The 13,879-nt window shown below is 67.4% G+C and carries 10 protein-coding genes and 2 tRNA genes; 6 read left to right on the top strand and 6 right to left on the bottom strand.

Annotation, left to right across the window (positions count from 1 at the left end; all coding sequences use genetic code 11):
* Positions 1-41 precede the first annotated feature (41 nt).
* Genes KUV67_12680 through KUV67_12670 form a run of 3 tightly spaced genes read left to right on the top strand, consistent with a single transcriptional unit; the run spans position 42 to position 2,289 of the window.
* On the top strand, positions 42-788 hold the full coding sequence (locus KUV67_12680; GenBank protein ID MBY6205739.1) for a hypothetical protein: 747 nt from the start codon (positions 42-44) through the stop codon (positions 786-788).
* On the top strand, positions 785-1,474 hold the full coding sequence (locus tag KUV67_12675) for a DUF2064 domain-containing protein (GenBank protein ID MBY6205738.1): 690 nt from the start codon (positions 785-787) through the stop codon (positions 1,472-1,474). The genes KUV67_12680 and KUV67_12675 overlap by 4 nt, the downstream gene beginning before the upstream one ends.
* On the top strand, positions 1,471-2,289 hold the full coding sequence (locus KUV67_12670; protein ID MBY6205737.1) for a sterol desaturase family protein: 819 nt from the start codon (positions 1,471-1,473) through the stop codon (positions 2,287-2,289). Before KUV67_12675 ends, KUV67_12670 begins: the two co-directional genes overlap by 4 nt.
* Before the next feature lie 319 nt (positions 2,290-2,608).
* On the opposite strand, the gene KUV67_12665 is transcribed toward KUV67_12670, so the two are convergent.
* The 3 genes from KUV67_12665 to KUV67_12655 all read right to left on the bottom strand — a co-directional run bounded on the left by KUV67_12665 (position 2,609) and on the right by KUV67_12655 (position 9,621).
* On the bottom strand, positions 2,609-3,382 hold the full coding sequence (locus KUV67_12665; GenBank protein ID MBY6205736.1) for an NAD kinase: 774 nt from the start codon (positions 3,380-3,382) through the stop codon (positions 2,609-2,611).
* Between the two features lie 4 nt (positions 3,383-3,386).
* Positions 3,387-8,378, bottom strand: coding sequence for an NAD-glutamate dehydrogenase (locus KUV67_12660; protein ID MBY6205735.1), 4,992 nt, complete (start codon positions 8,376-8,378; stop codon positions 3,387-3,389).
* 79 nt (positions 8,379-8,457) lie between these two features.
* Positions 8,458-9,621, bottom strand: coding sequence for an acyl-CoA dehydrogenase family protein (locus tag KUV67_12655; GenBank protein ID MBY6205734.1), 1,164 nt, complete (start codon positions 9,619-9,621; stop codon positions 8,458-8,460).
* A gap of 443 nt (positions 9,622-10,064) precedes the next feature.
* Between KUV67_12655 and KUV67_12650 the strand changes: the two genes are divergently transcribed.
* Together KUV67_12650 and KUV67_12645 are read left to right on the top strand one after the other, a co-directional pair.
* Positions 10,065-10,151 (top strand) — tRNA-Leu (locus tag KUV67_12650).
* Between the two features lie 110 nt (positions 10,152-10,261).
* Positions 10,262-10,346: transfer RNA gene (locus KUV67_12645), tRNA-Leu, on the top strand.
* Between the two features lie 782 nt (positions 10,347-11,128).
* Here the strand turns inward: KUV67_12645 and KUV67_12640 are convergent.
* Positions 11,129-11,467 (bottom strand): cytochrome c, encoded by a 339-nt coding sequence (locus tag KUV67_12640; protein ID MBY6205733.1) that lies wholly within the window; start codon positions 11,465-11,467, stop codon positions 11,129-11,131.
* Positions 11,468-11,478: 11 nt separating this feature from the next.
* Positions 11,479-11,787 carry a cytochrome c gene (locus KUV67_12635; GenBank protein ID MBY6205732.1) on the bottom strand — a complete coding sequence of 103 codons (309 nt, stop codon included), beginning with the start codon at positions 11,785-11,787 and terminating at the stop codon, positions 11,479-11,481.
* Positions 11,788-11,945: 158 nt separating this feature from the next.
* On the opposite strand from KUV67_12635, the gene KUV67_12630 reads away from it, so the two are divergent.
* Entirely contained in the window at positions 11,946-13,109 is a 1,164-nt protein-coding gene (locus tag KUV67_12630) for an acyl-CoA dehydrogenase family protein (GenBank protein MBY6205731.1), read from the top strand.
* 154 nt (positions 13,110-13,263) lie between these two features.
* On the opposite strand, the gene KUV67_12625 is transcribed toward KUV67_12630, so the two are convergent.
* On the bottom strand, positions 13,264-13,839 hold the full coding sequence (locus tag KUV67_12625; protein ID MBY6205730.1) for a NifU family protein: 576 nt from the start codon (positions 13,837-13,839) through the stop codon (positions 13,264-13,266).
* Positions 13,840-13,879 lie beyond the last annotated feature (40 nt).

Raw genomic sequence — 13,879 nt, 5'->3', positions numbered from 1 at the left:
GTCAGGACACCGGCACGCAGGGCTGCGACGCCCGATCGACTATGCTCGCGTCCCTGGCCCCGCTTCGAACGACTCACGCCATCGACCGCCTGCCCTCGAATTCGCTGAGCGTCATCGTCCCGGTCGGGCCCGGCGACCGGGCGTGGCGGACGCTGCTGCACGCGCTCGGCGCGCTCGCGACGCCGCACGAGATCGTGCTCAGCGCCTGCGAAGCCGCGCCGGACGACCTCGACGCCTTCGCCCCACCGTTCGGAATCCGCTGGCTGCACGCAGAAGCGGGCCGGCCGATCCAGTTGAATCGCGGCGTGCAGGCCGCCCGCAGCGACCAGCTCTGGCTGCTCCACGCCGATGCGATGCCGTCGGCCGCTGCGTTGGCCGAGGCGGCCCCGCCGGTCGAACGCGGCGTCCTGGCCTGGTATCCCCTCCGCTTCGACCCGCCGCGGCCGCCCTGGGTCCGCCTGAACGCGATCGGCGCCAACCTGCGCTCGCGCTGGCTGCACCTCCCCTTCGGTGACCAGGGCTGGCGCCTGACCCGCGCGACCATCGACACGGTCGGCGGCTTCGACCCCGCCTGGACGCGCGGCGAGGACCTGGAGTTCGCGGTGCGCGCGCGCCGGCACGGGGTCCGGTTCCGGCGCTTCCGCACGCCCCTGGCCACCTCGCCGCGTCGCTACGCGGACCGGGGCTGGGCCGCGACGACCTTCGAACACCTGCGCCTGACCCGATCGATGTGGCGTCGGGCGCGACAAGGTGAGCCCGGCGGACGGACAAGGGGCGAAACCCGATGAACGCGTCTTCGCCGGTCGTCGCGGTCTTCGTCAAGACGCCGGGCCGCTCGCCGATCAAGACCCGGCTGGCCCGCGGGCTGGGGACGGCGCCCGTCGAGTCGATCTACCGGGCTTCGCTGGCCTGCGTGGCCGAAGCGGTCGATGCCGCGGAGCTCGCACGCCGCTGGGCGGTCGCCGAAGCCGACTGCGTCGACCGAACGCCGTGGACCGATGCACCCTGCATCGCGCAACCGTCCGGCGATCTCGGTGCGCGCATGGCCGGGGTCTATCGCGCGCTGCGCCGGGATCACCCGGCCGTGCTGCTGGTCGGCGCCGACCTGCCCCAGCTCGACCCGGCGCTGCTCTCGCGGGCCGTCGACTGGCTGACTTCGCCCGAGCGGCACGCGATCGGCCCGGCCCGCGACGGCGGCTTCTGGCTCTACGGCAGCTCGGCCCGGGACCCCACCGCAGGCTGGCCCGGCCTTCCCTACAGCCGGGCGGAGACCGCCGAGCGGTTCCGCGCCGCGATCGACGCCCCGCCCACATCCTGGCTGGAACTTCCGCAGCGCACGGACCTGGACGAGAGCGCCGACATCGCATCGGTGGTCGAGGAACTCGACGCGCTGGATGCACCGACGCCTGCGCAGCAACGGATGCGCGAATGCCTGGAGCGCCTGGCCCGGCTCGGCAAGGACGGCGCCGCATGACCGATCCGCTCGACGACGGCCTGATCCGCCTGCTCGCCTTTTTCGTCGTCGGCGGCCTGCTGCTCGCCCTGCAGTGGCGCTTCGCGCTCCGTGGCGACGGCCGGCCGGCGAAACGACAGGCGGTCAATCTCGCCTTCGGGGTCATCGACACGCTCGTGCTGCGCTTCGCCTTCCCGGTCCTGGCGGTGGCCTGGGCCGCGCAGGTCCATGCCGACGGTGGCGGGCTCTTCGGCGCGCTCGCCTGGCACCCGATCATCGAGTTCGCGATCGCGATTCTCGCGCTGGATCTCGTCATCTACTGGCAGCACCGCCTGATGCACCGCATCCCGCTGCTCTGGCGCATGCACCGCGTCCACCACGCCGACCGCGCCTTCGACGTCACGACTGCAGTGCGCTTCCACCCGCTGGAAATCGCCCTGTCGATGGGCCTGAAGCTCGGCGTCATCACCGCACTCGGCCCCAGCGCCCTGGCCGTCCTGACCTTCGAACTGATGCTCAGCCTCGGCAGCCTCTGGACCCATACCGACATCGCCCTGCCCCGGCCGATCGACCGCGCCACCCGCTGGCTGCTGGTGACGCCAAGCATGCACCGCATCCACCACAGCCCGGACAAGACCGAGACCGACACCAACTACGGCTTCCACCTCTCGATCTGGGACCGCCTCTTCCGCAGCTACCGCGCCGAGCCCAAGCACCCGGAAAAAGCCATGCCGATCGGCCTGGACGAGTACATGAACGATCGAGACCAGGGGCTGATCGCCCTCCTCGCGAACCCGTTCCGCTCGGCGCGCAAAGCGACGCCCCCCGAGCCCTAGCGACGATCGCGGGCAGTGCCCATTCGATCATCGAACCGGGCCCGGCGACGCGTCCGAGGGGAGCGCAGTCGTCACAGCGCTACGGCGAGCATCGACGGCCGAGCAATGCGCCTTTCAAGAAGGCCTTTGGGAAGAAGCCAGGCCGCTCCCTTGGGGTGCTGCGCGTCGCGAGGCGTGTTCGGGTGCGGGAGCCGGACCGGTCGGCGACCGAGCGCCCCGCAGTCGTAGCAGCGCTACGGCGAGGACGCGCGACCGAGTCGAACGGTTCGGATGCCGTGCACGGGCGCGCCACAGTAGCGCAGCACCCCAAGGGAGCGGCCTACAAGAACTGTTCGTTGAGTATCCGCTCGTCCAGCGAATGCTCCGGATCGAACAGCAGCACGTGCTCCGCGTGCTTGTCCTCGGTGACTTCGACCCGCGCGACATCGCGCACTTCGTCGTAGTCGGCGGTGGCGCTGACCGGCCGGCGCTCGGCATTCAGGATCTCGAACTCCACCGTGGCCGCCGCCGGCAGCACCGCGCCGCGCCAGCGGCGGGGCCGGAACGGACTGATCGGGGTCAGGACGACGGCCTCGGTGCCCAGCGGCAGGATCGGTCCGTGCGCGGACAGGTTGTAGGCGGTCGAGCCGGCCGCCGTGGCCACCAGCACGCCGTCGGCGACCAGGCGATCGACCCGTACCGTGCCGTTGACCCGGATCCGCACGTGGGCGGCCTGGCTGGTCTGGCGAAGCAGCGCGACCTCGTTGATCGCGAGCCCGCTGCGGGTCCGGCCGTCCTGCGTGGTCACGTGCATCCGGAGCGGCTTGAGGGTGAAGCTGGCCGCGTCCCGGATCCGCGCCTCGAGGTCCTCTTCGCTGAAGCGGTTCATCAGGAAGCCCACCTCGCCGAAATGCAGGCCGAAGACCGGAATCCGGTGATCGCTGTTCTCGTGCAGCGTGTGCAGCATGAACCCGTCGCCGCCGAGCGCGACGAGCACGTCGGCCTCGGCCACCGGCACGTTGCCGTGGCGCTCGATCATCCGCTCGGCCGCCTCGCGAGCGGCCGGGCGAGCACTGCTCAGGAAGGCGATCCGCAGCGGGCCGTCGTCGAACATCGACTCAGCCGGTGGCGCTGAGCAGCTGGCCGAGGCCGTGGATGGCGACCTGCATCGTGGCGTAGTCCTGGCCCGAGGTGGCACGCATCTCGTCGAGCATCACGCGGGTTCGCTCGACGCTGTCGGCATGCTGGGCGAACCAGGCCTTGATCGGGTCTTCGGCGTCGCGATGTTCGGTCAGGATGCGACGGGTCAGGACGCGGTGATAACCGAACAGCTGATCGCGCAGGTTGCCGCGGGCGTGCGCGTGCCACTGCTTTTCGACCGACAGGTCCTCGACGCTGTCGCGCAGCCAGCGCAGGCACAGCTCGTCGAACAGGCGGAAGTAGATCCGGCCGACCTGCCTGACTTCGAGATCGAGGTTGCGTGCCTCGTCGACGATATCCAGCGACGAGTACATCCAGCCCAGCGCCGCGCAGCGCTGCGCGAAGTCGGCATCGAAGCCCTCGGTCTCGTACTCGGCCACGCGCGTGCGCATGGCGTCGAGCTCTTCCTCGGTCAGGATGTCGGCCAGCGCGTTGCGGAAGTCCTTCATGCCGGGCGCGAAGCGGTTGACCTTGCTCGAGATATCGATCGCGAAGCCGCCCGGAAGCGTGATCAGGCGGCGAGTCGACTGGCGGAGCAGGTTCCAGAGCTCGAGGTAGACCCGGTTCTGGGCCTCCGCATCGACCGCATTGTCCAGCGTTTCCAGCTTGCGCCAGACGGCGCGCGCGTCGAAGATCTCGCGCGCGACCGTGAACGCCTTGGCCACCGTGGCCGACGACGCACCGGTGTCCTCCTTGATCCGCATCGCGAAGTACGCGCCCATCCGGTTGATGAGGTTGTTGGTTACCCGGGTCGCGATGATTTCGCGCTTCAGGCGGTGCTCGGTCATCAGGTCGGCGTGCGCTTCGCGCAGCGGCCGGGGGAAGTAGTCCTCCAGCTCGCGCGACAGGTAGGGATCCTCGGGCACCTCCGAGTCGACCAGGTCCTGGTACAGCGTGATCTTGCTGAAGGAGAACAGCACCGCCAGCTCCGGCCGGGTCAGCCCCTGGCCGCGGGCGACCCGCTCGCGCAGCTCTTCCTCGTCCGGCAGGTCCTCGAGGTCGCGGTCGATCACGCCCTGGTGTTCGAGCATGGTGATGAAATGCGCTTCGGCGCCGAGACGGGTCGAAGTCATCGACTCCATCATGCTCAGCGCCTGGGTCTGCAGGTAGTTGGAGCGCAGCACCAGCTGCTCGACCTCGTCGGTCATCTCGCGCAGCAGGGCGTTGCGTTCGTCCAGCGTCATCCGGCCGGCGGTCACCGCCTGGTTGAGCAGGATCTTGATGTTGACTTCGTGGTCGGAGCAGTCGACGCCGGCCGAATTGTCGATGAAGTCGGTGTTGACCCTTCCGCCGTTTAGCGCGAACTCGATCCGTCCGCGCTGGGTCAGGCCCAGGTTGCCGCCCTCGCCGACCACCCGGCAGCGCAGTTCGCGACCGTCGACCCGGACCGGGTTGTTGGCGAGATCGCCGACATCGGCGTTCGACTGCGACTGGGCCTTGACGTAGGTGCCGATGCCGCCGTTCCACAGCAGGTCGTAATCGGCGGTCAGCAGCTTCTTGATCAGCGCATGCGGCGCCAGCTCCTCGTCCTCGATGCCGAGCCACTCGCGGACCTCGGGCGAGATCGGAATGGTCTTGGACTGGCGCGAGAACACGCCGCCGCCCCTGGAGATCAGCTTGCTGTCGTAGTCGCTCCAGCTCGACCGCGGCAGCTCGAACATGCGCTTGCGCTCCTCGAAGGACGTCTCGGGGTCCGGATCGGGGTCGAGGAAGATGTGCATGTGGTTGAAGGCGGCCTTCAGGCGGATGTGTCGCGAGAGCAGCATGCCGTTGCCGAACACGTCACCGGACATGTCGCCGATCCCGACCACGTCGAAGGGTTCGCTCTGGGTGTCGAGGCCCAGTTCGCGGAAATGCCGTTTGACCGACTCCCAGGCGCCCTTGGCGGTGATGCCCATGCCCTTGTGGTCGTAGCCGTTCGACCCGCCCGAGGCGAACGCATCGCCGAGCCAGAAATCGTGCTCGGCGGAAATCGCGTTGGCGATGTCGGAGAACGTGGCCGTGCCCTTGTCGGCGGCCACCACCAGGTACGGGTCGTCGCCGTCGTGGCGCACCACGCCTTCGGGCGGCACGATCCGGTCGCCGTCGAGGTTGTCGGTGAGATCGAGCAGCCCGTTGATGAACGAACGGTAGCAGTAGACGACTTCGGCCATGATCTCGTCGCGGTCGTCGGTTTCGGGCAGCCGCTTCGGGAAGAATCCGCCCTTGGCGCCGACCGGCACGATCATGGTGTTCTTGACGGTCTGCGCCTTGAGCAGGCCGAGGACCTCGGTCCGGAAGTCCTCGCGCCGGTCCGACCAGCGCAGCCCGCCGCGCGCCACCATGCCGCCGCGCAGGTGCACGCCCTCGACCCGAGGCGAATAGACCCACACCTCGCGGAACGGCCGCGGCCGCGGCAGGTCCGGCAGCCGCGCCGAATCGAACTTGAAGCTCATGTAGTCGTGGGGCTGGCCGCGGGCGTCGAGCTGGAACGCGTTGGTCCGGAGCATGGCCCGGAACACGTCGGCGAAGCTGCGCAGGATGCGGTCCTGGTCGGCGCTGGAGATCGAGTCCATCGTTCGCAGGATGGCAACGCGGACGGTCTGCGCGTCGTCTTCGCGATCGCCCGTCTCGCGCGCAACGTACACGTCGTCGAGAAACTCGTCGAGGACCGGGTCGTCGATCGACTCGGCCAGTTCCTTGCAGTGGCTTTCCAGCTGCTTGCGACCTGCGGCCCGCTGCTTGGCGGTCTCCTCGGTGCGACTCGGATCGAAGCGCGCCTCGAAGTATTCGACCAGCAGGCGCGAGACCAGCGGCCAGGCGGCCAGGGTCTGCTCCATGTACGTCTGCGAGAACGGCGAACCGGTCTGCAGCAGGAACTTGCCGCAGGCCCGGAGCACGCTGGCCTGGCGCCAGCTGAGCTTGGCCAGGAGGACCAGGCGATTGAAGCCGTCGTTCTCGTTGCGGCCGCGCCAGGTCTGCTCGAAGGCGTCCTGGAAGTGATCGCGGACCAGGTCGAGATTGAGATCGGTCCCGCCCGGGGGACGCATGTCGAAGTCCTGGATCCAGATCACGTTGCCGTCGGCCATCTTCAGCTCGTACGGCCGTTCGGAAACGATGCGCATGCCGAGGTTCTCGAGCATCGGCAACACGTCCGACAGCGGGATCGGCTGGTCGTACTTGAACAGCTTGAACCGCAGGATGCCCTTGAGCCGGCGGCGCGGCTTGTACAGGCTCATCTGCAGGTCGCTGATGTGGCGAAGGCGCGCTGCGGCCATCACGTCGAAGCTGGCCACGTGGGGCGCCACGTCGCCCTGGTAGCTGAGCGGGAACGCCTGGCCGAAGCGACGCAGCAGTTCGAGGCCCTGCTCTTCGCCGCAGTTTCGTACCAGGATTTCACCGAGTTCGTCGGTCCAGGAGCGGATCGCCAGCTTGATCTTCGACTCGATCTCGGCCGTATCGATCACCGCCGGCGGTTCGCCCTTGGAGCGGACGATGACATGCATCCGGGCCAGCTTGGATTCGCCGACCTGGACCGAGAAATCGAGCCGCTCGCCCTTCAGCGCGCGTTTGAGGATGTTCTGCACCTTCTGCCGGTTCTCCGTGTTGAACCGGTCGCGCGGGATGAACACCATGCAGGAATAGAAGCGTCCGAAGCGCTCGCGCCGGATGAACAGGCGGGTCTGGGTCCGTTCCTGCAGGTCGAGGATGCCGGTGCTGAGCTTCAGCAGCTCCTCGGCGGTGGCCTGGAACAGCTCGTCCCGGGGCAGGGTCTCGAGGATGTGCAACAGCGCCTTGCCGGCGTGGCTGCCCGGCCGCAGCCCGGACATGCGCAGCACGTCGAGGACCTTGCGGCGGACCAGGGGCGTGTCCTGGCAACGGCGGATGTAGGCCCCGGACGTGAACAGCCCGATGATCCGCTTCTCCCCTGCCACGCCGCCGTCTTCATCGAAGCGCAGCACGGAGATGTAGTCCATGTAGCCGTCGCGGTGGACCGTCGAGCGACCGTTGGTCTTGGTGATGATGATCGGGTGGCTGACGTGCTTGCGGCCCGAATCCGAGTCGCGCGACAGCTCCCGGCTGGGCGAGGCGCGATGGTCCTCGCGCATCAAGCCCAGTCCGCTGCCTTCGACCACCTCGAGCAACCGGCGATCGTCGGACTCGGTGATCTCGTACTCGCGGTATCCAAGGAAGGTGAAGTGATCGTCGGCCAGCCAGCGGAAGAACTCGCGCGCCTCTTCCAGCTCTTCGTCGTCCAGCCCCGATCGGCTGTCGGCGAGCTCGCCGGCGATCTCCTCGGCCTTGCCCAGCATTGCCTTCCAGTCCTTGACCGCGCGGCGGACGTCGGCCAGCGTCGACCGGATCCGCCGTTCGATGCGCGCCAGCGCGTCGGGCGCGGTCTGCCGGTCGATCTGAAGGTGCATCAGCGATTCCGCGTGCGCGTTCGAATCGGTGTCGCCGGCAAGCGCCATCAGGTGACCGGCGGGATCGCGCTGGAGCGCGACCACCGGATGGATGATCAGGTGAACGGACAGGTCGAACCGCGACAGCGCGAGAACCACCGAATCCACCAGGAACGGCATGTCGTCGTTGACGATCTCGACGACGCTGTGGCTGCAGGTCCAGCCGTGCTCGTCTTCGGTCGGGTTGAAGATGCGCAGCTTGACGTCGCCGATGCGACGTTCCCGGACGAATTCGCTGAAGCCTGCGACGATCCGCGCCAGGACCTCCGGCGGCAACTCTTCCGGCTCGATCGCCGGCAGGTTGCGGAGGAACGCGCGGGCAAAGGCCGGATCGACCTTTCCCGGCTGCGCCTCGAGCGCATCGAGGACGCGCTGGACCTCCCGGCGGGTGCTGCTCTTGTCATGCTTGTCGTGCTTCTGGCTGTTGGCTGCGCCCTGCTTGCGGCGCGAGCGCCCTGACTCTGACATCTTCGTCTACCCCGACGTTGGATGCGTGGCGTGTGCGCGGCGGCGGCTCCCCGCCGCGCCCGACGCGATGATCTCGCGACTATCTCAGGCCGGTCTCCTGCCGGCCGATGACCATCCGCTGGATCTCGCTCGTGCCCTCGTAGATTTCCGTGATCTTGGCGTCGCGGAAGTAGCGTTCCACCGGCATTTCCTTGCTGTAGCCCATGCCGCCGTGGATCTGGACGGCCTGATGGGTAATGTACATGCACGCCTCGGACGCGACCAGCTTGGCCATCGATCCATCGACCGTGAAGCGTGCGCCGGTTTCCTGCGACTGGATCTTCGCCCAGGCGGCTCGCAGGGTCAGCAGGCGGGCGGCTTCGAGCCGGCACTTCATGTCGGCGATCTTCGCCTGGATCATCTGGAAGCTCCCGATCTCGCGACCGAAGGCCTTGCGGTCGCGCGACCATTCCAGGCTGGCCTTGTACGCGGCCTGGGCAATGCCGACGGCCTGCGCCGCGATGCCGATGCGACCGGCGTCGAGCACGCCCATCGCGATCTTGAAGCCCTCGCCTTCCTTGCCCAAGAGGCAATCGGCCGGACATTTGTAGCCGTCCAGTTCGATCTCGCAGGTCGCGGAGGCGCGGATTCCCAGCTTCGGCTCGGTCTTGCCGCGGGAGAAACCCTCGACGGTGGTGTCGATGATGAATGCCGACACGCCCTTGGCCCCGGCATCCGGATCGGTCATCGCGAACAGCACGATGTAGTCGGCATGCGGGCCGGACGTGATCCACGACTTGCGTGCGTCGATCACGTAGTGGCTGCCGTCGTCGGACTTGACCGCGCGGGATTTCATGTTGGAGGCATCGGACCCGGACTGCGGCTCGGTCAGCGCGTAGGCGCCGATCGCCTCGCCGGTAGCGACCGCGCGGACGTACTTCTGCTTCTGGTCCTCGGTGCCGTGCTTCAGGATGCCGTTGCAGAACAGCGAGTTGTTGACGCTCATGATCGTGCCGTGCGCCGCGTCGGCCTCGCAGATCTCCATCAGCGCCAGCGCGTAGCCGATCGTGTCGAGTCCGGCGCCGCCGTACGCCTCGGGAACCTCGATGCCCATCAGGCCGAGCTCGCCCATCGCCCGGATGTTCTCGAGCGGGAATTCCCCCGATTCGTCGAACTCGGCGGCGACCGGCGCGATCCGTTCCTGGGCGAACTCGTGCGCCGCGGCCTGGATCATCTGCTGTTCTTCGGTCAATCTGAAATCCATGCTGAATATCGTCCTTTCGGTGCGGGCCCAATGGCGAAGAATTCCGGCCGACCGACACCCGTACGGGGCCGGCCGAAGCTTCGCTCGATCAAGCGTTGAAGTATAGCACCGGGGCGTGGATCGACCCGTGTCCACGCGCTCGTTCCGCCAGGGCGCGTGAGCGGTTCGAACGGCCCGGAACGCTTCGCGACGACCCCCTCCCGCGGGGCGCGAAACGACCGCTGCTCCGGCCCCGGTCCATCGCGCCGATCGATGCCCGAACGTCGGCGAAACCGGGGCGTGAACGCCGCGGAAAAGCGGGTCGCGGATGTGTCGTTTTGTGACGGAGTACTCTTGACATGACTGCGTGACGGGTTAGAATTTCGTCTCCGGTCTGGGGTTCCCCCCTTCCCCGAGCCGGATTGTGGCCGAGGTTCCCCCCTTGCCTCGGCCACTTCTTTTATGCCGAGGTGGCGGAATTGGTAGACGCGCTAGCTTCAGGTGCTAGTGTCCGTTAGGACGTGGGAGTTCGAGTCTCCCCCTCGGCACCATCCCCAGGTGCACTTTCTCGAAACGACGCCCGGGTCGGTCGACAGCATCCTGTGACGCTCGACTGGCCGCCCCGCGGCCACGCCGCGCTACGCGCTACAATTCGCACCGCGCCGAGGTGGCGGAACTGGTAGACGCGCCAGGTTTAGGTCCTGGTGGGGCAACCCGTGGAGGTTCGAGTCCTCTCCTCGGCACCATGTTTCTATTATTTTGACCTGAGGTCGGTCGGGAGCCGTTGTGTGTTTCCACGCAACGGCCCTCGTCTCTGTGCGGCGCGGCGCCCTGACGCGCTGAACGCTCTTGTTGCCGGGTTCTCTGACGATCGAAAAGAGAATCGACCCCTAGAAGCATTTCGCCCCGCGCTTCGCGCTTGCGGGCGACCTTCTTTTGTCAGGCGCAACAAAAGAAGGTAAGAGCGCTCTTCAAAAGCGGGTCGTATCGAGGGGCGAAATCCCCGGGTACGCCGTGGCGACAATACTCGGTGGTCGGCCTCGGGAAAGGGGAAGCTGTTGGTCGCAACCTCCAGGGTTACCCAGGGTGGACGCGGTGAGGAAAACACTCCGGGCGGGCAGCGACCTCGGGATTGCTCCCTCCGACGAGGGGATCGGGCTTCGATCCCTCGCCCGGTAGCCAACGACTGGCGCTCGACAGCTTCTCGTGTCTCAGCGCGGTAAGCGATTTTCTGCGCCGCGCCTCGACCTGACGGGCAACCCCGCTCTCTTCGTACCGCTTTTAAAAGCGCTTTTGGGTACTTTTGAGACGATTGTCAAAAGTACCTCGCCAGCAAGCGGGCGCAGCGCGCGTGGCGAAACGCGTTTGAAATTGGCCGGCACGAGAGCCTCGACTCTACCGCAAGCCCTCCCCGTGGCGAGACTGCGCTGGAACGAAAAAGCCCGGCATCGTGGCCGGGCCGGGAAGTCTTGGGGGTCGTCACGACCGGCCGAGCCGGGGCCGGCTCGTCGGTCGGATCAACGCGGAGTCAGTCGATCGTCAGGTCGACGAGGCCGTCCTGGCTCGCGAACCAGGCCGCGAGGTCCTCGATGTCCTGATCGCTGAGGTTGGCGGCAAAGCCGGCCATGACGGCGTTCTGGCGGTCGCCCGAGCGGTAGGCCTTCAGCGCATGAACGAGGTAGTCGGCATGCTGGCCGGCGAGGATCGGGTAGCTCGGCTGGAGGGCTTCGTCGCCGTTGCGTCCGTGGCAGGACTGGCAGACCTGGGATTTCTCCAGGCCGCGCTGCGCGTTGCCTGCCGCCTGGGCGTCGACGGTGCCGAGGCCGGTGGCGGCCAGGACCGCGATGAATGCGGTGAGCTGTGCCATGCTGAACCGGTTCATGATGCGTCTCCTTCCAGCGTGGCCAGCGACGCGAAGTAGGCGGCGATGTCCTCGATGTCCTGGTCCGACAGGGTGTTGGCCTGGGCCTGCATGGTCGCGTGCTGGCGTTCGCCGGAGCGGTAGGCCTTCAGCGCCGCGACGATGTACTCCTGGTTCTGGCCGCCGAGCCGGGGCACCGTGTAGGTCGGGTAGACGTTCTTGTAGAACGGGATGCCATGGCAGCCGGTGCAGGTGTAGGAGAGCTGCTCGCCGCGGGCCGCGTCGCCGTCGGCCAGCGCAGTCAGCGGGAGCCCGAGCAGCAGCATCAGGGCGATCAGTCGACGTCGCATCAGTATCCATTCCGATTGGTTGAAACGATCCGCCCATTATAGCCGCCCGACCACCTCGCATGCAGGCGCGGGATGTACAATTCCGGTTCATGTCGGACCTCCGACCTGCCCCCTTCACACGACGCCGAATCGCCATGCCCGCACTCGATCCGCTCGACCTCTACCGTATCGCCGACGAACTGACCGACGAGGAGCGGATGATCCGCGAATCGGTGGCGCGCTTCGTCGACTCCAAGGCGATGCCGCTGATCGCGGAATGCTTCGACGAGGGGCGGTTTCCCTCCGAGCTGGTGCCGGAAATCGCCGAGCTCGGCCTGCTCGGCTCCAGCCTCGATGGCTACGGCTGTGCCGGCCTGAACTCGGTCAGCTACGGGCTGATCTGCCAGGAACTCGAGCGCTGCGATTCCGGCCTGCGCAGCTTCGTTTCGGTCCAGTCATCGCTGTGCATGTACCCGATCCACGCCTTCGGCTCCGAAGCCCAGAAGGAACAGTGGCTGCCGCGGATGGCCAGCGGCGAGGTGATCGGCTGCTTCGGCCTGACCGAACCGCACGGCGGCTCCGACCCGGCCAACATGAAGACCCACGCGAAGAAGGACGGCGACGACTGGATCCTCAACGGCGCCAAGATGTGGATCACCAACGGCTCGATCGCCCAGATCGCGATCGTCTGGGCACGGACCGACGACGGCATCCAGGGATTCATCGTCGAGACCGATTCCGACGGCTTCGAGGCCCGCGACGTCAAGGCCAAGATGTCGCTGCGCGCCTCGATCACCTCGGAGCTGTACTTCGACAACGTCCGGGTGCCCGACGCCAACAGGCTGCCGAACGTCAAGGGGCTGAAGGGCCCGCTGTCGTGCCTGACCCAGGCCCGCTACGGCATCACCTGGGGCCCGATCGGCGCCGCCCAGGCCTGCCTGGCCGAAGCGCTGCGATACGCCGAGGATCGAGAGCTGTTCAGGCGCCCGCTGTCGGCCAACCAGGCCGTCCAGCTGCGCCTGGCGGACATGGCCCGGCGGATCACCGGCGCACAGTTGATGTCGCTCCGCCTCGGCCGGCTCAAGGATGCCGGTGAAATGCACCCGACCCAGGTCAGCCTGGCGAAATGGAACAACGTGCGCATGGCGCTCGATATCGCACGCGAATGTCGCGACCTGCTCGGCGGCTCCGGCATCACGCTCGAGTACGTCCCGATCCGCCACATGCTGAACCTGGAATCGGTCATCACCTACGAGGGCACCGAGACCATCCATCAGCTGGTCGTCGGACGCGAACTGACGGGGCACAACGCGTTCTGAGGGCGGCGTCCGCGGCCGGGCCGCGAGCGACATCCGTGTCGTCCTGGTCAGAGCCGGCCGGATCTCGCCGGGCGGCCCGCCCACCGGATGGAATCACCGCATCCCATGGAAGAGAGCCGGGCCCGCCGGTCGCCTGCGATCAGTAGTCCGGCACTCAGTAATAGGGTTTGCTGCCGGTCGAATGATCGGTAGCATCGACTACGTTCCGGATTTCCGGCACGGCCTCGCGCAGCTGGGTCTCGATGCCCTGCTTCAGGGTCACGTCGACCATTCCGCAGCCATGGCAGCCGCCGCCGAACTGCAGGACCACGTCACGATCCTCGGTCACTTCCACCAGCCCCACCCGGCCGCCGTGCCCGGCGACCATCGGATTGACGCGCGTATCGAGCACCCAGGCCACGCGCTCGGACAGCGGCGCATCGGCTCCGGGCGCCCGACCCTTCAGGCCCGGGGCTCGGATGCTGAGTTCACCGCCGGTCTCGTCGGTCTCGAAATCGATCATCGCGCCGCTGAGGGCCGCGCTGCTGTCGCGTTCCACGAACAGGGTGAAGCTGCCGCAGTCGTGGGCCTCGTCGTCCGCGGCTTCACGACCGGCAGGACAGTAATTGAGCTCCACGTCCGCATGGGGCGTGCCGGGATCGCGAACCACCAGCCTCAGGCCGGTCTTCGGCGGTTGTTCTTCGAGCAGCCGGGCGAAGTAATCGCGCGCAGTGGGGGTCACGGTCAACATGGGCAATCGCTGCGAAACGTCTGCACGAAGTATATCGTAC

The organism is Halomonas denitrificans (assembly GCA_019800895.1).
Taxonomy (GTDB): domain Bacteria; phylum Pseudomonadota; class Gammaproteobacteria; order Xanthomonadales; family Wenzhouxiangellaceae.
This window is presented reverse-complemented; position numbering and strand designations above follow the sequence as displayed.